Origin of the sequence: Agarivorans litoreus, assembly GCF_019649015.1 — a bacterium.
Taxonomy (GTDB): Bacteria; Pseudomonadota; Gammaproteobacteria; order Enterobacterales; family Celerinatantimonadaceae; genus Agarivorans; species Agarivorans litoreus.
Map to the genome: position 1 here is coordinate 2024504 of NZ_BLPI01000001.1, position 21781 is coordinate 2046284.

Genomic DNA, 21781 nt, shown 5'->3' on the forward strand with positions numbered 1-21781 from the left:
TTGAATTATTTATTACTTCCAATCGCGGGGGGCACTTTCTAAGCATTTAACACAGGAGAGTTCTTTGCCAAGCATACTAAAACGGCCTTGGTAATTAAGCACCCACGGTCGGTTTTGCCATGGCGGCTGGTGACGAACATGTTGATAGTGTCCACAGGCCAACCTAGCGATCCAATGGTGCTCTTCGTCCAACTGAAAGCCAATTATAATTTGTAGCATTGCTATCCTTAGCGACTAAACATTTCCCTTAACACCATGTGGGTGCGCACCATTACCATTTTTTCCATTTGCTCTAGCTGCAAACGAATCTCTTCTAGGCGGGCCATTGAGGCCACTTCAACGTACAGCAACATATCAACATCGCCTGAAATTGCCTGACAGCGTTTAATTTCTGGGATGCCACGCATAATCTCAGCATAGGCTTCACAATTGTGTTCTTTGTAGCGAAGCTCTAAATGCGCAGCAATCGGCGCTTGCTCGCTATGGGTACCCAAACTAGCATGATAGCCACTGATCTGCCCACTGCTCTCTAAATTGGCGATGCGCTCGGCGGTGGCCGAACGCGAAAGGTTTACTTGTCGCGCAATTTGACTCACCGGAGTACGCGCATTGGCCACTAACATAGCGACAATTTTTTGATCAAACTTATCCAAGCATTAACTTCCCTTTAATCACCCTATTTGACATGACAAAGTTTTTTAAGAATTAAACTAAACCAACTCTGGCGCAAACCACGCCAGCTCTTTGTGCAACTCTGTAACGCTACCAACAACAATTAAAGACGGGCTTTCGGCTTGCTGCGCCAATTTTGGTAGTTCAGCTAAACTGCCGGTTAATACGCGTTGCTGCGGCGTAGCACCACGCTCAATAATGGCACAAGGGGTGGTATCGGCTAAGCCATTTTTAATCAGATTTGTCTGAATGGTTGGACACTGCTTAAGACCCATATAAAACACCAAGGTGTGATTAGAATGCGCTAACGAAGGCCAATCAATATCTTCACCATGCTGCTTTAAATGGCCGGTAATAAATTGCACGCTCTGGGCGTGGTCTCGATGGGTAAGCGGAATGCCCGCATAAGCGGTACATCCCACTGCAGCAGTAATGCCAGGCACTACTTCAAAAGCTAAGTTTTCGGCTGCTAATGATTGCAACTCTTCACCGCCTCGGCCAAAAATAAACGGGTCGCCGCCCTTTAACCGAACCACGTGTTTACCTAACTTGGCTTGGTCTACCAAGATTTGGTTAATTTCATCTTGCGGTACAAAGTGATGGTCAAGCTTTTTGCCAACATACACCATCTCTGCGGTAGGCGAGGCTAAATCAAGGATCGCTTGCGACACCAAACGGTCAAATACAATGACGTCGGCGGTGCGGATGCGCTTCACCGCCTTTACGGTAAGCAAGTCTGGATCACCAGGTCCGGCACCAACCAGCGAAACAAAACCCAGCTCGTGAATAGCGGTAGATGAAGAGTGGGACATTGTCTGTTTCCTTATTACTTGGTAGAGCGAATATGATAATTAACCTGAGCTCGGGATAATAAAATGGTTTCTAGCGGCTATTTTTACTTACTTCGGTGTTGAAGCTGCTTGCAATAGTCTAGCTATTGACGCGCAGCTTCGCCTTGAACTAAGCAAAACTATCTCGCCAGAAACATAACACTAGATTAAGTACTTGGTTGCAACGTTATCGTCACTTCCCTATCCCGAGTTCAGGTTAATTAGTTTAGTGGGCCTTGCGGCCAAAACCGTAGAGTATCAGTTCATAAGCTTCAAATACAAAAAAACCCCTAGCAACAGCAAGGGGTTATCATTTCAAGGTAAAACTACTGTGTAATATGCTTAGGCAGCTTTACGTTGTGGCAAGGTTTTACCATGAGTAACGTAAAGGCTTAGGCCAGTTACTAATAAGCCACCAACCAAGTTACCAAGAGTAACTGGAATTTGGTTCCATACTAACCAATCAGTGATAGTGAACTCTGCACCTAGCATCATGCCTAGTGGGAATAGGTACATGTTTACTACGGCGTGTTCAAATACCAAACCAAAGAAGATGAAGATTGGGAACCACATCGCCAATACTTTACCGCCAACGGTTTTAGAGGTCATAGCGCCAACCACCCCTAAACACACCATCCAGTTACACAAGATGCCTTTAACAAACACCGTAATCCAACCGTTTAAGCCATGCTCGGCAAAGCCTAAAGTACGGGCAGTTGAAGCTTTAACAAAGGCTTGGCCTACTGCGCCAGGCTCAACACTAAAGTTCATGGTAAAGGTTAAGGCAACCAAAAACGCTACCGATACTGCACCAATAAGGTTACCTAAACCCACTAATAGCCAGTTACGAAGCACCCCTTTGGCGGTGACACCTTTGCGTTTTTCAAACAGCGACAATGGCGCTAACGCAAATACACCGGTTAGTAAGTCAAAACCCATAAGGTTCAAAATACAAAAACCAACTGGGAATACTAAAGCACCCACAATAGGTATACCGGTTTGCACTGCTGCGGTAATAGCTACAGCTACTGCAATCGCTAAAATTGCGCCAGCCATAATACCGCGCACAATGGTATCGCGAGTAGACATAAATACTTTGCTTTCGCCAGCATCGATCATCGTTTGAACGAATTCAGCGGGTTTTACGTAAGACATAATGCTTCCTTAATTTTCTAAAATAAAATCTGTTATGCACTCACCGCAACACTGTCGGCTTTAATCTGCACCTTATAGCTCGCTACCGAGACCGTTGGGTTCTCTAGGCAGATGCCGGTTTCAAGATTAAAACGTTGCTTTTTAAGTGGGCTTGCTACCCAAAGCTGACCTTGATGCTCACAAATCAATCCGCGCGACAATACGTTCGAATTAGCAAAAGGGTCCATGTTATTAATGGCAAATACTTGCTCATTGTTACGTGGGCGAAAAAGGGCTACTTGCTGGCCATTGACTAGCGCGCAAATACCGGTACCTGGGGTAATATCGTTTAGCTTACAAACGGTTTTAAAACTCATAATTATGCCTCCAACTCAACGTGTAGAATGTCGCCTTTTGCCTGTGGGTGTTTCTCGGCAAAAGTAGCCGGGCGATGCTGTTCGCGCTCGCTAACAAACACTACGTTTTCATCACGTTGGTCGCTATTAATGAAATGAGCAAAACGTTTAAGTTGCGCTTCGTCGTTTAGAGTGTCGCTCCACTCACAGCTATAGCTCGCAACCAATTTAGCCACGTCGGCTTCTAGTTGTTGGTTAATCCCAAGCTTGTCGTTTACAACCACTTCACGCAGGTAATCTACACCGCCCTCTAGGTTCTCTAACCAAACCGAAGTACGTTGTAATTTGTCGGCGGTGCGAATGTAGAACATCATGAAACGATCTACGTATTTAATCAGGGTTTCTTGGTCTAAGTCTGCAGCCAGTAAATCGCCGTGGCGTGGCTTCATACCGCCGTTGCCGCCTACGTACATATTCCAGCCCGCATCGGTGGCGATAATGCCTAAATCTTTACCTTGGGCTTCGGCACATTCGCGGGTACAACCCGATACACCAAACTTCATTTTGTGAGGAGTACGAATGCCTTTGTAGCGGTTTTCTAGCATTACGCCCAAACCAACACTGTCTTGCACACCAAAACGACACCAAGTGCTACCCACACAGGTTTTAGCCATGCGTAAGGCTTTGCCGTAGGCTTGGCCTGTTTCGTAACCAGCAGCAATTAACTTGCGCCAAATATTTGGAAGGTCATCTTTTTGCGCACCAAACAAACCAATGCGCTGAGCGCCAGTCACCTTGGTATAAAGGGCATATTCTTCTGCTACTTCAGCTAGTACACCAAGGGCTTTAGGGGTAACTTCGCCACCCGCCATGCGTGGAATCACCGAATAGGTGCCGTCTTTTTGCATGTTGCCAAGGAAGTTATCATTGGTATCTTGCAGGCTTACTAACTCTGGTGCCAATACGTGGTCGCCCCAGCAAGAAGCTAAAATAGAGCCAACGGCTGGTTTACATACTTCACAGCCGTAACCTTTACCGTGTTTGTTTAATACCTGTTCAAAGCTTCTATGGCCTTCAATTCGAACTAGGTGGAACAGCTCTTGGCGTGAGTATTCAAAATGTTCACAAAGGTGGTTATTAACTTCTACGCCGGCTTTAGCCAACTCGGCATTTAGTACTTGGCCAATTAGCGGTAAACAACCACCACAGCCAGTGCCTGCATTAGTAGAGGCTTTAATTTCGGCCATCGTCGTTTGGCCATCGGCCACTGCTACAGCTATCTTACCTTTGGTAACATCGAAGCAAGAACAAATAACCGCTGAATCAGGTAAAGAGTCTGCGCCCATTGCTGGTTTTTCTGCACCCGCATGAGCAGGCAAGATAAGCGTGTCTGGATGTTCAGGTAAATCAATGTCGTTAAGTTTAAGCTGTAGTAAGTTGCCGTAATCAGCGGTATCGCCCACTAACACTGCACCTAATAGTTTTTTGCCGTCTTCTGAAACGATCAGGCGTTTATACACACCCTCTTCATCATTTTGGTAAACAAAGCTCTTACAGTTTGGCGTGCGACCATTAGCATCACCAATGCTGCCTACCTTTACTCCCAGTAACTTAAGCTTGGCACTCATGTCTGCGCCTTCAAAAGCACTGTTGTTACCTAGCAGGTGGTCAACCGCTACCTGCGCCATTTTGTAACCAGGTGCCACTAAACCAAAGAAACTCTCGTTCCAAGAGGCACACTCACCAATGGCGTAGATGTTTTCGTCTGAAGTTAAACATTGATCGTTAATCGCAATACCACCTCGAGGTGCAATGCTTAGCTCAGCTTGACGCGCTAACTTGTCTTGCGGACGAATACCGGTAGAGAACACAATGAAATCAACTTCTAGCTTGGTTTCATCGGCAAAGAGCATGGTATTACGAGCATGCTCACCTTGCGTTTGGATCTCCAAGGTGTTTTTGCTGGTATGCACTTGCACACCCATGCGCTCAATTTTGTTGCGCAGCAAAAAACCACCTTGCTGGTCGAGCTGCTCGGCCATTAATACTGGAGCAAACTCAATAACATGGGTTTCTACGCCCAGTGCTTTTAAAGCACCTGCCGCTTCTAAACCTAATAGCCCGCCACCAACAACCGCACCGCTCTTACTCTTTTTAGCAGATGCTTCAATGGCTTTTAAATCTTCAATGGTACGGTAAACAAAACAGTCTTTGTTTTCGCTACCTTTAATCGGTGGAACCCAAGGATAAGAACCCGTAGCCATTACTAGTTTGTCGTAAGCAATCTCACGGCCAGTGCTTGAATACACCACTTTTTGCTCACGGTTGATGTTGATGGCACGTTCGCCAAGCAATACCTCAATGCCGTGTTTTTCGTAGAAGCCATGTTTAACAAGAGACAGCTCTTCAGCGGTGTGATGAGAAAAGTATGAAGACAAGTGAACACGATCGTAGGCAACTCGAGGCTCTTCACAGAAAACTGTTACGTCGAATTGGCTTAAGTCAGCCTTCTCGACCAAATCTTCTAAATAACGGTGCCCCACCATACCGTTACCAACAACTACTAGCTTCAGCTTGCTCATAGATTTTCCAGCGACAAAATAAGATTAATGCGCGGATAGTAAGATGTAACAAAAATAAAAGAATGATGTAGATCAATAACAACTTTAAACTACCCTAAAGAGGTATACTGAATGCTTAACCACCAAAACCCGTAATATAATTACATTTAGGTAATAAATTGACGCTAAAATTCACGTACTCCGGCAATCGTGATTTTGTAAAATCGCGGAAATATTTTTTACAAAGCGACTCAAAATAGGTAGTTGGTTTGAAAATTAAGCACCGTTATTTAGCCCTTAACGACACAAAAAAAGGCTAAAGTTAATAAAGAAAAAATAACGATAACAAGGTTAAATAAATGTTGCCGAAACTTATTTGCGCAGTAGTGTGTGCATTCGGGCTGTTTTCGGCATTTGCTATTTGATAAACCCTAAGCCTGCCCGGCAACACCGTTAAATTGACGGCAAACACCGACTATTTGGCGTTAGTTTCCGCTATTTTGACAGCTTTCAAGTGGCTTGATTGGCGCTATGCTTTAACTTTGTTATTCATCCTGTAAGCATTTATGAGCCGTTTAAATCAACAACTTGGCATAGGCCAAGGTATCGCATTACTCGCCACCTCTTTACTTGGCACAGGCATCTTTGTTGTTCCTGCTATTGCCGCCAGCATTGCCGGACACAGTTCTTTATTAGCCTGGCTATTGCTGATTAGCTTGGTATTGCCAATTGCCTTTACCTTTGCGGCATTAGGCAAGCGTTATCCACACGCCGGCGGGGCCGCTCACTTTGTTGCCAAAGCCTTAGGGCCTCGAGCCGAAAAGCTCACAGCCTTTTTATTCATTTCGGTGTTACCGGTTGGCTTGCCTGCTGCGCTAATGATGGCGACCGGATTTTGGCAAGCGATGTTTTCTATCACGCCAAATACCGCCTTAATCATTCAACTTGGTACGCTACTCAGCATGTGGCTATTAGGCATGGGAGGCGCAAAACTCTCAGGCAATATTCAAGGTTTGATTGCGATTGCGATTGTATTGCTGGTAGCGGCATTGTGGTGGCAGGGCGATGTGCAAGCAGGCGATTATCAGCTTCCTGAACAGATCGATATTCCTAGTATTGCCCCTGCATTAGCTGTGATGTTTTGGTGTTTTGTAGGCATTGAAGCCTTTGCCCATATGGGCGAAGAGTTTCGTCGGCCAGAACGAGATTTCCCCATTGCCTTATTATTGGGTGTGTTTTTGGCTGGCGCTGTGTACTGGGCGGCGTCGGTGGTGGTGCTTAAATACGGCAGCTATGGAGACCAACTTACCAATACCCAATCACTGCCTCATTTAGTTGCCATTATCTTCGGTAAAAAAGCCAAGTGGCTAGCCGCCATGGTGGGCTATTTAGCGTGTTACGCTAGCATCAATATTTATATACAAGGCTTTTCGCGCTTGCTCTGGAGCATGGCCGATGAGGCTCAGCGGCTAAAACCGTTAGCGCGTTTATCCAAAAATAAAGTTCCACAACATGCACTTAGCACCATTGTTATAGTTTGTGCGATTAGCTGTGTTACAGCCTGGTTATTTGAGCTACCGCTGGACGAGCTAATCCGTTATGCCAACGGCAATTTCATCATGGTTTATCTGTTGAGTATGCTAGCTGGTGCCATTTTATTACGTGGTTTTTTTAAGCTGCTCGCCATGGTTGGCGTGCTGCTTTGTTGCTTGCTGTTAGCTGCCTTAGGTCAGCAGAGCGTCTATGTATTGCTTCTCTGCGCGGCTTTCTTGCTATTGCAAGTTGCTTTTAAGCAGCTACAAACGCGAATCAAGGTAGGCGCCCAATAACTAAAGAACAACGACAGCCCTAGTAAAGTGCTTACCCCAGCAAATAGATTGAATACAACAGTGGTTTATTTTGCTTAATTGCTTGCGGCTTTAATTCAATTACCGTAGGCTAAAAATTCATCATCAAGGAAATGATATGACCGCATTTTTAACCACAAATCAGCTAAGTCGCTTACTCGCACCCAGTGCAAGTATTTGCTTGGTTACACTGTGGCTGCTGCTTATTTCTAGCAGCGGTGAAATGTAGGTATTTTTCACTGGCTGCGAAGTGCAGCCAGACCTTATTTGCCCTTCGTAGCCTTATCCCACTCCTAAAACAAGGCTCGCAAGGACATGACTATCAGTAAAACTAGCAACATCTTCGCTTCCATTCCGCGCTTTTCTCAAGCAGCTAAAGGGCTCTGTTTGGCCTTGGTTGCCACCGCCTTGTTTTCTCTCAAGGGAATTTGGATCAAGCTGGCTTACCAATTTGGTATCGACCCCGCCAGCCTAATGACGCTGCGTATGGCTTTTAGCTTACCGATTTACCTATTGTTAGCATTGTATTGGTGGAGGTTAGGCCGCTTAGAACATCAAAAACTGAAAGGTAACATTCTGCCGGCTGCGCTGGTTGGCATAGCAGGGTATTACCTAGCTAGCTTTTTAGATTTAAGTGGCCTGCAATTCATCTCGGCACCGCTTGAGCGCGTAGTATTGTATGCCTACCCTGGATTTACCATTTTGCTAGCATGGTTAGTTTTCCGCCAAAAGCCGCAGTTAATTGTGGTGCTTGCCCTGCCCCTTAGCTGGTTAGGCGTGGGGTTAATGATGTGGAGTGAAACCGGCCATCAGCATGATCCCCAGCAACTTATCTGGGGAACCAGTTTGGTTATCGCTAGCGCCTTTAGTTTTGCTTTTTACTTGGTTTTTAGCAAAAACATTGTGGCCAAGATCGGCAGCCAAGCTTTTACTCTTATTGCAATGATTGCCGCCAGCATTGCTATTTTCATCCACTTTAGCTTGCACGGGGACTTTACCGCACTGCTCAACTATCCCCGTCAGGTTTATTGGTATGCGGCTTATATGGCGCTATTTTCTACGGTAATTCCCTCATTTTTATTTAGTGAGGCTATCCATCGTATCGGCGCACAACGCACTGCGATTAGTGGCAGTGCAGGCCCGGTGTTTACCTTAATAATGGCCGCTTGGGTATTGGGCGACAGTATTGGTGCTCTGCAAATTGCTGGTATTGGCCTAGTTGTGGTGGCCGTGGCGCTACTAAACAAAAACTAAGCAAACAAGGCATAGCCTAAGGCTATGTCTTGTTTTATTCTCAGCTTACAACTGCTGCATCTGGCCATTAACTTAAATACAATGACAACGCTTAAATATTTAGCCGCTTACCCCGAGGCACTCACCAGTAAAATTGAAGATCTGCTTAAGCAGCAGCGCTTGGGTGAGTTTTTACTAAAAAGGTACCCAACAACGCACAATATATATAACGATAAAACCCTGCGCGACTATTGTTTGTCACTAAAAAACCAATATATGCGTAAATCGGCACCGCTGAGTAAGGTTGTTTTTGATAAGAAAATTCACGTGGTTAACCATGCTTTAGGTTTACATACTTATGTATCGAGAGTGCAGGGAAGTAAGTTAAAGAGTAAAAATGAAATAAGAGTGAGTAGCCTATTTCAAAACGTACCTGAGCCGTTTTTAAACATGATCGTGGTTCACGAACTCGCTCATCTAAAAGAAAAACAACATAACAAAGCTTTTTACCAACTGTGCCAACACATGTTGCCTAACTATCACCAGCTTGAGTTTGATACGCGAGTTTACCTTACTCAACTAGAAGAAGCTGGGCCAATTTACTAGCTGTCAGCTAGCGATAAAACCACTGAAAACAGCGTGTTAACAAAGATAGATTGTCGCGCAACGTCACCAGCTAGAAGGCGATCTCTCTTTCTTGTTCGCCGTTGGCAGATTACATAACAGATTGTGAAACAACAACAAGTTACTCACTTCTGTATGGGTAATTAGAACAAGCCCAATGGCCTACCCCTGCCCGCGAAAATTATTAGCCAAAATTTAAACAACAAATTTCTTGTCAAACTCAACAAGCTGGTGTTTAATCGCGCCGTTTTTCAGAATTTATGGCAGCAAAGAGGCTGCGGTAAGTTTATATTTCCCCAACAAATACAAGGTATTTATGGTTCTCGTGGCATAAGCCGTGTTAATTGCCCTGCAGTTTTCACGGTACACATAGACGTAAACAATTATGATTCTATCCATTACAATGAAAGCGTTGTTTCGACAACTTCGACTATTTATCGTAACCCTATACGCAGTGCAAGACTGCGATAATTTCTACCACTCGTCGGTACGCTACATCCGCCGTATCCGCTTAAACGCTTCCCGAGAAGAAACCGCCTCTAGTATTTGCTAACAGCGAGTTAGCTCGCGCCCTTATTTACTGTGTTTTTAGCAGGGGATACCCGTATCCATTGTTTAAAAAACGCAGCGCTTTCTCATACCCAAATTTCAATTTAAGGATCCAACATGTTAGTTGATCAACGTTATTTCGAAACTTTACACAATGGTTACGGCCAGTACTTTGATGTAAGCGAAGTGCTCTTTGAGCAAACTACAGAATCTTGGCAATTGGTTATTTTTGACAACCCTCAATTTGGTCGAGTGATGGCACTTGACGGCATCATTCAAACCACTGAGCGCGATGAGTTTATTTACCATGAAATGCTAACTCATACGCCTTTATTGGCCCATGGAAATGCTAAAAGTGTACTGATCATTGGAGGGGGTGATGGTGGCATGTTGCGAGAAGTGGTGAAACATCAAAACGTAGAGCACATTACCATGGTTGAAATTGATAATGCCGTGGTGGAAATGTGCAAGACTCATCTGCCCAATCACTCAGCGGGTTCTTACGATGACCCAAGAGTTAATCTCGTCATTGATGACGGAGCGGCCTTTGTCAACAATACTAAGCAACGCTTTGACGTAATCATTTCTGATTGCACCGATCCTGTTGGCCCAGGAGAAGTATTATTTAGCTCTGATTTTTATGCTGGCTGTAAATCATGCCTAAATGAGGGCGGCATTTTTGTTGCTCAAAATGGCGTTGCATTTATGCAAATCGATGAAGTTACCACTACCAAGGCGCGTTTAGCGAGCTACTTCAACGATACCAACTTTTATTGTGCAGCGGTACCTACCTACATCGGTGGTGTAATGACCTTTGCTTGGGCTTGCGACAATCAAGAGCTGCGTAAAACCCCATTAGAGCTGATTGAACAGCGCTATCAAGCCGCCCAACTAAACACCCGTTACTACACGCCTGCGATTCACTTCGCTAGCTTTGCATTGCCGCGATTTGTTGAGCAAGCAATCGCAACTACTCCCGTTCAACAACGCTAGGACTTTACAAATGAAGACAACCGATTGGACCACCAAAAACAGTTGCTCACTATACAACATCCCCTTCTGGAGCCAAGGTTATTTCGATATTAACACCAGTGGCAATGTTGTAGTACGCCCTAACCAACAACAGCCTAATGACGAACTGGAATTAACAGCGATTAGCCGAGAGTTAACTCGCCAAGGAGTATCATTGCCAGCCTTAGTGCGTTTTCCTCAAATCTTAGGAGACCGCGTAGCTAGACTGTGCCAAGCCTTCAATCAAGCGATGTCAAACTACCAATACCAAGGTGATTACTTGGCGGTATACCCCATCAAGGTAAACCAACAACGTAATGTGGTTAAAGCCCTATTAGAAAGTCGTTCGGCTAAACAACGACAATTAGGCTTAGAAGCCGGCAGCAAACCGGAGCTCATGGCTGTATTAGCTGTCGCTCAACAGGCTAGTTCAGTGATTGTTTGTAATGGTTACAAAGATAGAGAATATATTCGTTTAGCCTTAATTGGCGAAAAACTTGGCCACCAAGTTTATATCGTTCTTGAAAAGCTCTCGGAACTAGAGATGGTGATCAGCGAAGCTGCAAAACTGGGGGTAACACCTCGACTAGGTTTGCGAGCACGTTTGGCCTCTCAAGGACATGGAAAATGGCAAGCCAGTGGCGGAGAGAAATCCAAATTTGGCCTATCTGCAGCTCAAGTATTAAAGGTAGTTAGCGAACTTGAACACCAAGGAATGCTTAGTTCACTGAAATTATTGCATTTTCATCTTGGCTCACAGATTGCCAACATTAGAGATGTTCGTAAAGGTGTCAGTGAAGCCGCACGTTTTTACTGTGAATTGCGCCAGCTAGGAGCTGAGATTAGTTGTATAGATGTGGGCGGAGGTTTGGCCGTGGATTATGACGGTACACGCAGCCAAAACCCAAACTCTATGAACTACAGCATGGCTGAGTACGCCAATAACATTGTTTACAGTATTGGCGATATCTGCCAACAGTATAACCATCCAATGCCCCGCATTATTTCAGAATCTGGCCGCAGTTTAAGTGCTCATCACGCGGTACTAATTACTGATGTTATTGGCATAGAAGGCTATCATCCTGAAGCCATCACCGCACCCGATGAAAATGCACCACAAATCTTGCACAATATGTGGGCAACATGGACAGAGCTGAATCAAGGTGCTGAACAACGCGCCATAGTTGAAAGTTACCACGATAGCCAAAGTGATTTAGCCGAAGTACATACTCAATTTAATTTGGCCTTGCTAGATTTAGAGCAACGCGCTTGGGCAGAGCAACTCAACCTAAGAATCAGCTATGAAATTCAGCAACGTTTATCGAGAGAAAATCGTAGCCATCTTGACTTACTCAACGAGCTGCGTGAGCGTTTGGCCGACAAGTTTTTTGTCAATTTTTCACTGTTTCAATCACTGCCTGACAACTGGGGGATTGATCAAGTATTCCCCATCCTTCCTCTATCAGGACTAGATAAAGCTCCTGATCGTCGCGCAGTGATGCTCGATATCACCTGTGACTCCGACGGCAGTATTGATCAATACGTTGATGGCTTAGGCATAGAAACCACACTCCCCGTTCCAGCTTGGAATAAAGAAGAACCTTATTTGATGGGATTCTTTTTGGTGGGGGCGTATCAAGAAATTTTAGGCGATATTCATAATCTGTTTGGCGATACCGATACCGCTTCAGTGCTAGTTGATGCAAAAGGAAAAATGCGTATTAAAGATATCACTCCTGGTGATACCGTCGAAGACGTATTGGGTTACGTAAACCTTAACAGTGATGAGTTTATAAGAAGCTATCGAGAATTAGTTCGACAGCATATACCCAAAGACCAACAACGAACCATTTTGTCTGAATTGGAAGCGGGCCTTCGAGGCTACACCTACCTAGAAGATTACGTAGAGGCCTAAAAGGAAATAATAGCCATGTTTTTTGAAGGTTCAGAAAAGAAAATTGAACTGGTAGTAGAGGCAGGATGCCCACCACTGCGCAGCTTGGGTTATCCGTTTTGGCACAAGGTCGTGAAAGCGGCCGAGGCCGATATACTCTCTACCCTAAGTAACCAATACTGCGACGCATACTTACTCAGTGAATCCAGCCTGTTTGTGTGGGACGATCGTTGCTTAATGCTAACCTGTGGTAACACCACCTTAGTCAATTCAGCCCTGTTGCTAGAGGAACACTTAGGTAGCGACAATATCGCCTTCTTCAGTTATCAACGAAAAAATGAGTATCAGTCGCAGCTTCAGCACACGAGCCTGCAACAAGATTTAGATAAACTACGTAGCAAATTACCAATAAAAGCTTATCAACTAGGTTACTTAGACAGCCATCACCACTTTTTGCTACATCTAGATAAACCTTACACACCAGCTAAAAATGATATTACCTGTGAACTGCTGATGTATCATACTCAAGGGCCTGCAGCGGACTATTTGCGTTCAACACATCAAACCATCGAACAAATAAGAGCATTACTTAAGCTGGATATAATATTGCCAGATTTTGAATTAAATGACTTTTTGTTTGAACCATTTGGTTACTCAGTAAATGCTATCCGAGGCAAAGACTACGCTACAATTCACATCACACCTGAACAACATAGCTCTTATGTGAGCTTTGAGACCAACCTCAACCTGGGTGGCGCTCATGCCTATATTGTTAAGCAACTGCTAGCTATTCTGCAACCTGCCAGCTGGGACACTGTAGGATTTAACTGCCAACCCTTTTCCCCGTTGAGCGCCGTTCAGTTCGAAGTCGGTAAGTGCACTCAGCCTTTAGACTGCGGTTACATTTTAGATTTTCGTCACTACCAACATCTCCAAAAAACCACGCTACCTACCAAGCAGCTTTAAACAGTCGATTCAATAATAAGCTTAGAGTATTCAGCTTATTAGCCACCGGTGTCAGTTGGCACCAGTGGCTAAAGTTACTGCATATTTTGCTCAATATAGCTGCTATGCTAAGAGTCGAAATGTAATAATTAAATATATTGAATTCGGTTTGGAACTAACTTAGAGTAAATACTCTAATCAAAAAGGGACGCTGACTTAGTGATTCAATTCTTTTTTGGCACATTGTTCAAAAGAATATGGCCTTTGTTATTAACGACTGTATTTGCCAGTACCCATGCCGCAGCGATTAGCTTTGAACAAGCATGGCAAGAGGTACTTGAAAAAAACCAAAGCCTAGCCGCCAACAAAGAAAGCGTAGCCCGCAGCGAAGCACTGCGCGACGCGGCAAAAGATCTCTACTACCCCAAAGTAGATTTAACCGGTAACTACACCCGTTTAGAAAAACCCGTTTCGCTTGATTTAAAAGACTTAGAGCCTTTGGCATCACTCGATTTAAGTGGTTTAGACCCCGCTCTAGGACAAATTTTAGCGCCGCTTTTAAACTTACCAACGGTAACTAACTTCACTGAGCAAGACATTACCACCAGCTCCATTCGAGCAATTTGGCCGCTGTATACAGGTGGCCGCCGTGGCGCCGCCATCGATATCGCGCGTGAGCAAAATATTGAAGCTGGAAAAGTACTCGCCATGCAGCAGCAGGCTAAATTTGAAGACCTCGCCAAAGTTTATTTTGGGGTGGTGCTGGCTGCACAAGTGGCAGAAACCTATAAAGAGGTGGAAGACGGGCTTAAAAAACATCAACGTAATGCGGTAAAACTAGAGCAGCAAGGACAAATCGCCTTTGTGGAACGACTGCAAGCGGATGCCTCTTACGATAAGGCCAAAGTTGATACCAAAAAAGCCCTGCGAAATTATGAAATAGCCCAGTTAGCCTTAAAAGAATTGCTGCATGCCCAACAAGCTATTCAGCCCACAACCAACTTGTTCACCTATGCAGAACTCCCCGAGCTAGAAAGCTTTATGTCGCATACTCTCAATGGCTACCCAGGTTTAGCCATACTTGATAGCAAGTCAGAACAAGCTAAAAAAATGGTGACTATCGCCAAAGGCAGCTATATGCCAGAGGTATACATGTTTGGTAACTATGACATCTACAAAGGTGACAGCTTAGCCGCTAAATACGCGCCCGATTGGATGGTGGGTGTTGGTGTGTCGGTGCCAATTATTGATAACTCTGGTCGCTCCGGCAAAGTAAATGCCGCCAATAGCACCGTACTGCAAATTTCTTATATTCGTGCCCAAGCAGAGCGCGACCTTGGCTTGCTGGTAGAAAAAACCTATCGAGAAGCCGAGTTAGCATTAGAAGAATACCAAGGGCTAGAATCCACCTTAGCGCTAGCAAAAGAAAACTTACGTATTCGACTTAAAGCCTTTAGCCAAGGTTTAGCGACATCTCTCGACGTTGTGGATGCCGAGATGTACCAAGCGAGTGTAAAAACTCAACGCCAATCAGCAGCTTATAGCCATGTCATCGCATTGGCTAAACTTACCGCCTTAAGTGGTGAAATGGCCAATTTTTCTCAATATTACCGATTTAACTAGGGTCTATTATGCGTAAATTTTCTGTGGTGTTACCCATTATGCCCTTAGTGGCGATTATTGCTTGGGTTGCTTATTCATTTTGGCAGGCTTATCAGCCGCAGCCCTATACGTTGCAAGGCCAAATTGAAGCTCAGCAGTACAATATTTCATCCAAAGTAGCTGGGCGAATCGACCAAGTATTAGTGAGAAAAGGCGACCAAGTAGAGCCTGGGCAATTAATCTTTTCCATTACCAGTCCGGAACTTGATGCCAAATTAGAGCAAGCTAAAGCCGGTCAACAAGCAGCATCAGCCATGGCTGAACAAGCCGAAAACGGCGCTAGAGCACAAGAAATAGCCGCAGCTAGAGACCAATGGCAAAAAGCTTTAGCAGCCGCTAACTTGGCAGAAAAAACCTACCAGCGGGTTGATAACCTGTACAAAGATGGCGTAGTTGCCGAGCAAAAACGCGACGAGGCTTACACCCAATGGCAAGCTGCGCGTTATACCGAAAATGCCGCCTCACAGATGTATCAACTGGCCAAAGAAGGCGCCCGTGACGAAACTAAGCGCGCAGCCTTAGAGCAAGCCCGCGCCGCAGCGGGTGTCGTCGCAGAAGTAGAGGCTTTCACCAGCGACACTTTAGTGACAAGCTGGCACTCAGGCGAAGTAAGCCAGTTACTATTACAAAGTGGTGAACTTGCTCCTACTGGCTTTCCGGTGGTTTCAATTATTGATATGCAGGATGCTTGGTTGGTATTGCACGTTCGTGAAGATCAACTTAGCCAATTTCAAGTAGGCCAGCAATTTAACGCCAAACTACCAGCCCTTAATAACCAAAGCTACAAATTTGAAGTTAGCCATGTTGCAGTGATGGGCGATTTTGCTACTTGGCGCGCCACCGATAGCCGTACCGGCTTTGATTTACGTACCTTTGAAGTTGAAGCCCGTCCATTGCAGCAGATAGAGCAATTACGCGTAGGCATGAGCGCCATTGTTGAGCTTGAGCAACCTTAAGATGAATGCCACCAGCGAACCACCGCTTAGCCTGAGACAATTGTACCTACAACAATGGCTTTTGCTACGTGACAATCGCTGGCTAATGGCCATGCTAACTTGGTTGCCATTGTTCGCTTTTTTGGCTGTTTGGTGGGTATTTTCTTCGGGTTTAACGCGCGAGCTACCAATTGCTGTGGTTGACCACGATCATAGCCAATTATCGCGCAGCCTAATTAGTCACTATAATGCTAGCCCAGCACTCAAAGTACACAGCGTTTACGGTGAACCACAAGCCCGCTCTATGTTACGCACTGGGGAAGTATCGGCTTTAATAATAATTCCAGCCGATATGGAAAAGCACACCAAGCTGGCACAAACACCTAGCGTTGCAGCTTATTACAACAGCCAGTTCATGGTAATTGGTAAACAAATTAACTCTGCTCTGCAACAAGCTCACGGCACTTTTAGTGCTAAAGTTGCAGTAGCAAAAGCACTCAGCCACGGCACTACCCAAACCTTACAAGCATTGGGTGGTGCTGTACCTATTCGCAATCAAATCAGCGCGTTATATAACGGCAATAGCAACTATGCCCAATTTATTGTGTCGGCTGCATTACCTGCTTTTTGGCAAATTTTGATTATGACGGTAATGATTTTGGCGCTAGGCGCAGAGCTAAAAAACAATAGTTTTAAAAGCTGGTTAGCCCAGCAAGCTTGGCAAAAGCTAACCATAAAACTTAGCTTTTTTGGCGCTTTATTATGGCTGCAAGGCATATTGCTGTGCACCTTAATGTTCCACGGCTTTGACTGGCCAATGCGAGGTTCCTGGAGTGTATTACTACTGGCCTTATTACTTTGTGTGGTTGCTTCTCAAGCAATTGCCCTAATTTTCATGCTGCTATTTCAAAACATAGAGCGAGCACTCAGTTATGCGGCGGCATTAACCGCGCCTAGCTTCGCCTTTATGGGGGTCACTTTTCCGATCAGCGATATGCCCTGGTTTGCCCAATTTTGGCGACAACTTATTCCGGTAACCCATTACATCGAGGTGCAAATAGCCCAAGCTAACTACGGCGCCAGCGCCATACAATCAGTGCCGAATTTATTAGCTTTACTAGTATTCTGTATTGCCTTTATCAGCGCAGCATGGTTGATAAAAATTCGCTTTAGTAATCCATACAAGATGAGACTAAGGTCATGAATACAGGATTACTATTTCGCATAGAATTGCGCAGAATTATGCGTAACAGCGCACTAACTCTAACGGTATTTGGCGGTTTGCTGCTATACGCTTTTTTGTATCCTCAGCCCTACTTAAACCAAACCCCATTACAACAACCTATTGCAGTAATTAATGCTGATGGCAGCCAACTAAGTCGCCAGTTAATCCGTATGGTGGACGCAAGCCCGCTGCTAAAAGTGACCAGCCAAGTTACTAGCATAGAACAAGCTCAACAACAGTTAGTAGAGCGTGAAGTAGGTGGATTATTAGTGATTCCCGAGCATTTCTATAGAGATGTATTAATGGGCCGCTCACCCACTTTATCTTATGCTGGGGATGCATCTTACTTTTTAGTTTACGGAACCATAGTACAAGGCTTAGCCAGTACTTCTGGCACCTTAGCCGCACAAGTCAAAGTAGCCAAGATGGTAAGCGATGGGATCCCGCTAGCACTTGCCAGCACCTTACATTCACCCATTCAGCTAAATGCCAATGCAGCCTTTAATGCCCACCAAGGCTATCTGGATTATGTCATTCCTGCGGTGTTTATTGTGATTTTGCACCAAACGCTACTAATCGCAGTTGGGCTACATGCTGCGCCAACCTTTACCTCACAATCAACATTATTAAGGCGAGCCAGCCCTTGGCAGCTAGTGCTGGTTCGCAGCTTACTATTTGGCTTGATCTATAGTTTGATGAGCAGTTTTTATTTTGGAGTGGTATTCAGTTTTTATGGGGTACACCACTGGGCTAACATTGCCCATATCTGCCAGCTGCTATTGCCTTTTTTAATCGCTACTGCTGGCTTAGCCCAATGTATTGCGGTGATGCTACCTAAACGAGGCTACGCCACCATAGTAGGTTTAATGACCTCGCTACCCACGGTATTTGTATGTGGTTTTATCTGGCCGCTTAGCTCTATTCCACCTGCAATTAACATTATTGCCGATCTGATACCCGCCAAGCCCATGGTATTAGCGATGTTAAAACTCAACCAAATGGGCGCCAACTTTGGCGAGATTCAAGGCCACTTTGCTCATCTATGGATACTGGCGATTACCTTTAGTAGCTTAGCGCTAGCCTTACTCCATAAACAAAAAGCGAAAGCGACTCCTTCTCTCAACAAGGTCGAAAAGCTACTTTGATAAACTGACATTTACCCTAAAAACTAAACATTCTTTAAATCATTAGCTTAATTAGCAAAAGGAAAAGTAATTTTCATAAGCTCGAAGCGCTCACATCTTAAAAACACAATTACAACAACTTATCAATATTTGTCACAGTTCTAGTCGCTCACTCTGTAAACAAATTTGTGCAGTGTTAAATTCTAGATGTAGAGCAATTTGCTCGCACCTTGCAACCTTGGTTTAGGCCGGTTGTGCGTGTGATTAGGCCGTTTGCCTGACACATCAGTGATTAACATTGGATGGTGGGAATACTATGGAACAGTTTTATTTTACTTATTACGTAAACTACTTTGCTCGAAAAGCTAACAAGCTTCAAAAGGTAAAAGTACACTCATAAGTTGCTCTCGGTAACATAGGCCTTCTCTGCAGTATCTGGAAAGAATTGATAAGACCTAAAAGCCAGCTTTGCTTGCAAGGCTGGCTTTTTTTATTTCTAGCGGCTTAAGTTAGCTTCACAACAACAAGTAAGCCTGGCTGTTGGTTCTGCAATTTAATCTCGCCTCCATGCAAACGAACAATCGCCCTCACTAATGGTAAACCCAAACCGTAACCTGGGCTATTGCGGCTACTCTCTAAGCGATATAAACGCTGAAATACTTTGTCTAATTCAGCCTCTGGAATACCAGGGCCATTGTCGCTCACTGCAAAGCCATTAGCCTTAACGCTTAGTTGAATTTGCGCTTTCTCACCTGCATATTTGCTGGCGTTTTCTAGTAAGTTATAAACCGCCCGAAACAACAGAGTGGCATCGCCTTTTAAATAACACGCTTGCTCCACATGCAATGAAACAGTTTGCTGGCGCTCGGCGCATAAGGGATGAATCAGCTCCACGGCATCTTCAGCAATCTGCTCCAACTCTACGCCACTAAAGCTAGATTGTTGCTGGTGTTCTAAACGGGTAAGCTCCAGCATCGAGCTAAACGTCGCTAATATGCCATCCAGCTCCTGCAGCATACTCCCTAATTGTTCAGGACTTACTGCTTGCTGTTCGCTATCGAGTAACGCTTGCTCTAGCCGCAAACGCAAACGGCCCAAAGGGGTACGTAAATCATGCGCAATGGCATCGGTTACCCCGGCAATGGCATCAAAAGAATGCTCGACCTGCGCCAACATTTTATTGATGTGCGTGGCCATATGATCAAACTCATCGTTACGCGAACTCAACGCCACTCGAGCACTTAACTCACCCGCTTCCACTTGCTGCGCAATACGATTAATGCTGTTTACCCGTCGCAATACTTGCGCCGAGAAAAACCACCCCGTCACAATGCCTAGAACCAAGGCCAAACTTAGTGCAACAATGCTTGCTTGAATAAAGTGTTCACGTAAATCAAACAGCGCTTCGTCGTCGCTGGCTACCATCAGCCGCCCACCTTCCAGAGCTTGCACGCAGCCAGAATAAAGACGAATTTTATTGTAGTTGTAGACGGGGAAACGCTTTAATGCTGGGCACTGAGCCAAGCGTTTGGGAATAGCATCTAAGCGCCCATAGGTTGTTTGGCCATTATCAAAGGCCAGTACAAATTGGCGAGATTGCTCAGCCTGCAATAAAAATTGGCTGATAAAGTCTTGCGCGTTTAACTCTTTAGCTAACAAGCTTTGTTGTTGAATCAACAGGCCAAGTTGCTGGTCTTGACTCCGACTTAGCTGGCCAATGCTTAGCTGATACAGTACCCACAACAAAATCCCCACTACTAGCATCAGCAGTGCGGTATACATTCGAGTTAATCGCCAAATTGAGCTAGTGCGGGTTAACCGCCACATATAGCCCGTTTGACGTTTACTTTTCCACCATGCGGTAACCGACGCCACGCACGGTTTCAAGTAAGGCACTATGGCCATCTAGCTCTACCTTTTTTCGTAAACGTGCCACGTGCACATCAATAACATTGGTTTGTGGATCAAAATCGTAATTCCACACTGCTTCAAACAATAAGGTGCGGGTAACTACTTGGCCAGCATGCTCCATTAGGTAGCGCAATAACTTAAACTCCTTGGGCTGCAGTAGTATTTCTTGCTGGCCTCGCCATACCCGCCTTGCTAATAGATCCATGCTCAAATCGGCAACATGTAACTTATTTAAACTTGGCTCTGTTTGACCACGTTGACGCTGTAGCAGTATTTCGATGCGCACCAAAAGTTCAGCTAAGGCAAAGGGTTTTACTAGGTAATCATCGCCACCTTCGCGCAAACCTTTGACCCGCTCATCAACGCTGTCTAGGGCACTGAGTATTAGCACCGGCAAGTGTTTATTGGCATTACGCAAGGTAGACAACACCGTTAAACCATCGAGCTTGGGTAGCATGCGGTCTAAAACAATTAGCTGATAGTCCTGCTCTAAGGCCAGAAATAAACCTTCTTGCCCATCACTGGCTGCATCTACTTGATAGCCCTGCTCACTAAGCGCACGCTGCAAAAACTGCTGAGTAGTGAGATCATCTTCTACGATTAGTATTCGCACATTGCTTACCTTAAAAATGCCAAGAGGCAACACATTGGCTGCCTCTACTTCTGCGCTTAATGTTTTAAAACCGGAATGGTTTCACCACTTGCCACATCAACAATCACTCGCTGCTTGCCCTGCTCACCCAGTAGTTTGAATTTGTAAAAGGTAATGCCTTTTTCATTCTCTAATTCAAACTCAATAACCTGCGCTTGGTATTTGCTGTTCAGCATGGCCACAGTTTGTTGCAGTGACAACTCAGATTCTGCTAGCTGCTCGAGCGCTATACGCTCGTCTTCATCTAATTTGCTTACACCCAATATGCTTAGCTTGCTGCTTTCGTTTTTAAGCATTTCGCCATCGGCTAAGCTTAGCTTGAGTTTATGCTTTTGCTCTTGAGCAAGGTTTACTACATCTACTTCATAAACAGCTTGGCCACGGTAATCATCTAACTCTAGCTCGGTAATTTGCCCTGGATAAGTGTTGTGCACTTTTTCAATGGCTTGCTCTAAGCTAAAACCCGCTTTTTTGATTGCTAAAGCAGAAAGCGCATCATCATCGGCCATCACCGCTGTAGACGTTAATGCAACTGCAGCAGCAACACAGATTTTTTTCGATAATTTAATTGGAAGTTTCATTTGGCTAATCCTCGTTGTGTAATCGACATGAGCAG

19 protein-coding genes are annotated in these 21781 nt (G+C 44.9%); 10 read left to right on the top strand and 9 right to left on the bottom strand.

What is annotated here, in order from left to right; translation table 11 throughout:
• Window positions 1-12: 12 nt before the first annotated feature.
• From K5L93_RS09370 to nirB, 6 genes are all read right to left on the bottom strand, one after another.
• Window positions 13-219, bottom strand: coding sequence for a DUF3565 domain-containing protein (locus K5L93_RS09370; RefSeq protein ID WP_220719522.1), 207 nt, complete (start codon window positions 217-219; stop codon window positions 13-15).
• 8 nt (window positions 220-227) lie between these two features.
• Window positions 228-653, bottom strand: coding sequence for an Lrp/AsnC family transcriptional regulator (locus K5L93_RS09375; protein ID WP_220719524.1), 426 nt, complete (start codon window positions 651-653; stop codon window positions 228-230).
• 57 nt (window positions 654-710) lie between these two features.
• The gene (gene cobA, locus K5L93_RS09380) at window positions 711-1484 is read right to left on the bottom strand and encodes a uroporphyrinogen-III C-methyltransferase (protein WP_220719526.1); all 774 of its coding nucleotides are present in this window, start codon (window positions 1482-1484) and stop codon (window positions 711-713) included.
• A 360-nt stretch (window positions 1485-1844) separates the two neighbouring features.
• On the bottom strand, window positions 1845-2657 hold the full coding sequence (locus tag K5L93_RS09385) for a formate/nitrite transporter family protein (protein ID WP_220719527.1): 813 nt from the start codon (window positions 2655-2657) through the stop codon (window positions 1845-1847).
• 32 nt (window positions 2658-2689) lie between these two features.
• Window positions 2690-3016, bottom strand: coding sequence for a nitrite reductase small subunit NirD (gene nirD, locus K5L93_RS09390; protein WP_246615113.1), 327 nt, complete (start codon window positions 3014-3016; stop codon window positions 2690-2692).
• Entirely contained in the window at window positions 3016-5574 is a 2559-nt protein-coding gene (gene nirB, locus K5L93_RS09395; protein ID WP_220719529.1) for a nitrite reductase large subunit NirB, read from the bottom strand. Before nirB ends, nirD begins: the two co-directional genes overlap by 1 nt.
• A gap of 545 nt (window positions 5575-6119) precedes the next feature.
• Here nirB and yjeH point away from each other — a divergent pair.
• The 10 genes from yjeH to K5L93_RS09445 all read left to right on the top strand — a co-directional run bounded on the left by yjeH (window position 6120) and on the right by K5L93_RS09445 (window position 18623).
• Window positions 6120-7382, top strand: coding sequence for an L-methionine/branched-chain amino acid transporter (yjeH, locus tag K5L93_RS09400; protein WP_220719530.1), 1263 nt, complete (start codon window positions 6120-6122; stop codon window positions 7380-7382).
• Window positions 7383-7715: 333 nt separating this feature from the next.
• The gene (locus K5L93_RS09405) at window positions 7716-8654 is read left to right on the top strand and encodes a DMT family transporter (protein WP_220719531.1); all 939 of its coding nucleotides are present in this window, start codon (window positions 7716-7718) and stop codon (window positions 8652-8654) included.
• Between the two features lie 81 nt (window positions 8655-8735).
• Window positions 8736-9239, top strand: coding sequence for a M48 family metallopeptidase (locus K5L93_RS09410; protein WP_220721492.1), 504 nt, complete (start codon window positions 8736-8738; stop codon window positions 9237-9239).
• 684 nt (window positions 9240-9923) lie between these two features.
• The gene (gene speE / locus K5L93_RS09415) at window positions 9924-10799 is read left to right on the top strand and encodes a polyamine aminopropyltransferase (RefSeq protein ID WP_220719532.1); all 876 of its coding nucleotides are present in this window, start codon (window positions 9924-9926) and stop codon (window positions 10797-10799) included.
• 10 nt (window positions 10800-10809) lie between these two features.
• Complete coding sequence (gene speA / locus K5L93_RS09420) at window positions 10810-12732, top strand: biosynthetic arginine decarboxylase (protein ID WP_220719534.1); 1923 nt, start codon at window positions 10810-10812, stop codon at window positions 12730-12732.
• Window positions 12733-12747: 15 nt separating this feature from the next.
• Window positions 12748-13677 (top strand): adenosylmethionine decarboxylase, encoded by a 930-nt coding sequence (locus K5L93_RS09425; protein ID WP_220719535.1) that lies wholly within the window; start codon window positions 12748-12750, stop codon window positions 13675-13677.
• Window positions 13678-13920: 243 nt separating this feature from the next.
• The gene (locus K5L93_RS09430) at window positions 13921-15279 is read left to right on the top strand and encodes a TolC family protein (RefSeq protein WP_246615026.1); all 1359 of its coding nucleotides are present in this window, start codon (window positions 13921-13923) and stop codon (window positions 15277-15279) included.
• Window positions 15280-15287: 8 nt separating this feature from the next.
• Complete coding sequence (locus tag K5L93_RS09435; RefSeq protein WP_220719537.1) at window positions 15288-16274, top strand: HlyD family secretion protein; 987 nt, start codon at window positions 15288-15290, stop codon at window positions 16272-16274.
• 1 nt (window position 16275) lies between these two features.
• Window positions 16276-17457: an ABC transporter permease gene (locus tag K5L93_RS09440; RefSeq protein WP_220719539.1), complete on the top strand. Its 1182-nt coding sequence runs from the start codon at window positions 16276-16278 to the stop codon at window positions 17455-17457.
• Entirely contained in the window at window positions 17454-18623 is a 1170-nt protein-coding gene (locus tag K5L93_RS09445; RefSeq protein WP_220719541.1) for an ABC transporter permease, read from the top strand. The genes K5L93_RS09440 and K5L93_RS09445 overlap by 4 nt, the downstream gene beginning before the upstream one ends.
• Before the next feature lie 483 nt (window positions 18624-19106).
• On the opposite strand, the gene K5L93_RS09450 is transcribed toward K5L93_RS09445, so the two are convergent.
• Genes K5L93_RS09450 through K5L93_RS09460 form a run of 3 tightly spaced genes read right to left on the bottom strand, consistent with a single transcriptional unit; the run spans window position 19107 to window position 21746 of the window.
• Entirely contained in the window at window positions 19107-20507 is a 1401-nt protein-coding gene (locus tag K5L93_RS09450) for a sensor histidine kinase (RefSeq protein WP_246615027.1), read from the bottom strand.
• Window positions 20446-21126, bottom strand: coding sequence for a winged helix-turn-helix domain-containing protein (locus tag K5L93_RS09455; protein ID WP_220719542.1), 681 nt, complete (start codon window positions 21124-21126; stop codon window positions 20446-20448). The genes K5L93_RS09450 and K5L93_RS09455 overlap by 62 nt, the downstream gene beginning before the upstream one ends.
• A 56-nt stretch (window positions 21127-21182) precedes the next feature.
• Entirely contained in the window at window positions 21183-21746 is a 564-nt protein-coding gene (locus K5L93_RS09460; RefSeq protein WP_152783910.1) for a PepSY domain-containing protein, read from the bottom strand.
• Window positions 21747-21781: the final 35 nt, after the last annotated feature.

Excerpts from the sequence above, each read along its gene's own strand:
- K5L93_RS09370 (WP_220719522.1), bottom strand. The coding sequence starts at position 219 with ATGCTACAAATTATAATTGGCTTTCAGTTGGACGAAGAGCACCATTGG.
- cobA (WP_220719526.1), bottom strand. The coding sequence starts at position 1,484 with ATGTCCCACTCTTCATCTACCGCTATTCACGAGCTGGGTTTTGTTTCG.
- K5L93_RS09385 (WP_220719527.1), bottom strand. The coding sequence starts at position 2,657 with ATGTCTTACGTAAAACCCGCTGAATTCGTTCAAACGATGATCGATGCT.
- nirB (WP_220719529.1), bottom strand. The coding sequence starts at position 5,574 with ATGAGCAAGCTGAAGCTAGTAGTTGTTGGTAACGGTATGGTGGGGCAC.
- yjeH (WP_220719530.1), top strand. The coding sequence starts at position 6,120 with ATGAGCCGTTTAAATCAACAACTTGGCATAGGCCAAGGTATCGCATTA.
- K5L93_RS09405 (WP_220719531.1), top strand. The coding sequence starts at position 7,716 with ATGACTATCAGTAAAACTAGCAACATCTTCGCTTCCATTCCGCGCTTT.
- K5L93_RS09410 (WP_220721492.1), top strand. The coding sequence starts at position 8,736 with ATGACAACGCTTAAATATTTAGCCGCTTACCCCGAGGCACTCACCAGT.
- speE (WP_220719532.1), top strand. The coding sequence starts at position 9,924 with ATGTTAGTTGATCAACGTTATTTCGAAACTTTACACAATGGTTACGGC.
- speA (WP_220719534.1), top strand. The coding sequence starts at position 10,810 with ATGAAGACAACCGATTGGACCACCAAAAACAGTTGCTCACTATACAAC.
- K5L93_RS09425 (WP_220719535.1), top strand. The coding sequence starts at position 12,748 with ATGTTTTTTGAAGGTTCAGAAAAGAAAATTGAACTGGTAGTAGAGGCA.
- K5L93_RS09435 (WP_220719537.1), top strand. The coding sequence starts at position 15,288 with ATGCGTAAATTTTCTGTGGTGTTACCCATTATGCCCTTAGTGGCGATT.
- K5L93_RS09440 (WP_220719539.1), top strand. The coding sequence starts at position 16,276 with ATGAATGCCACCAGCGAACCACCGCTTAGCCTGAGACAATTGTACCTA.
- K5L93_RS09445 (WP_220719541.1), top strand. The coding sequence starts at position 17,454 with ATGAATACAGGATTACTATTTCGCATAGAATTGCGCAGAATTATGCGT.
- K5L93_RS09450 (WP_246615027.1), bottom strand. The coding sequence starts at position 20,507 with ATGGCCATAGTGCCTTACTTGAAACCGTGCGTGGCGTCGGTTACCGCA.
- K5L93_RS09460 (WP_152783910.1), bottom strand. The coding sequence starts at position 21,746 with ATGAAACTTCCAATTAAATTATCGAAAAAAATCTGTGTTGCTGCTGCA.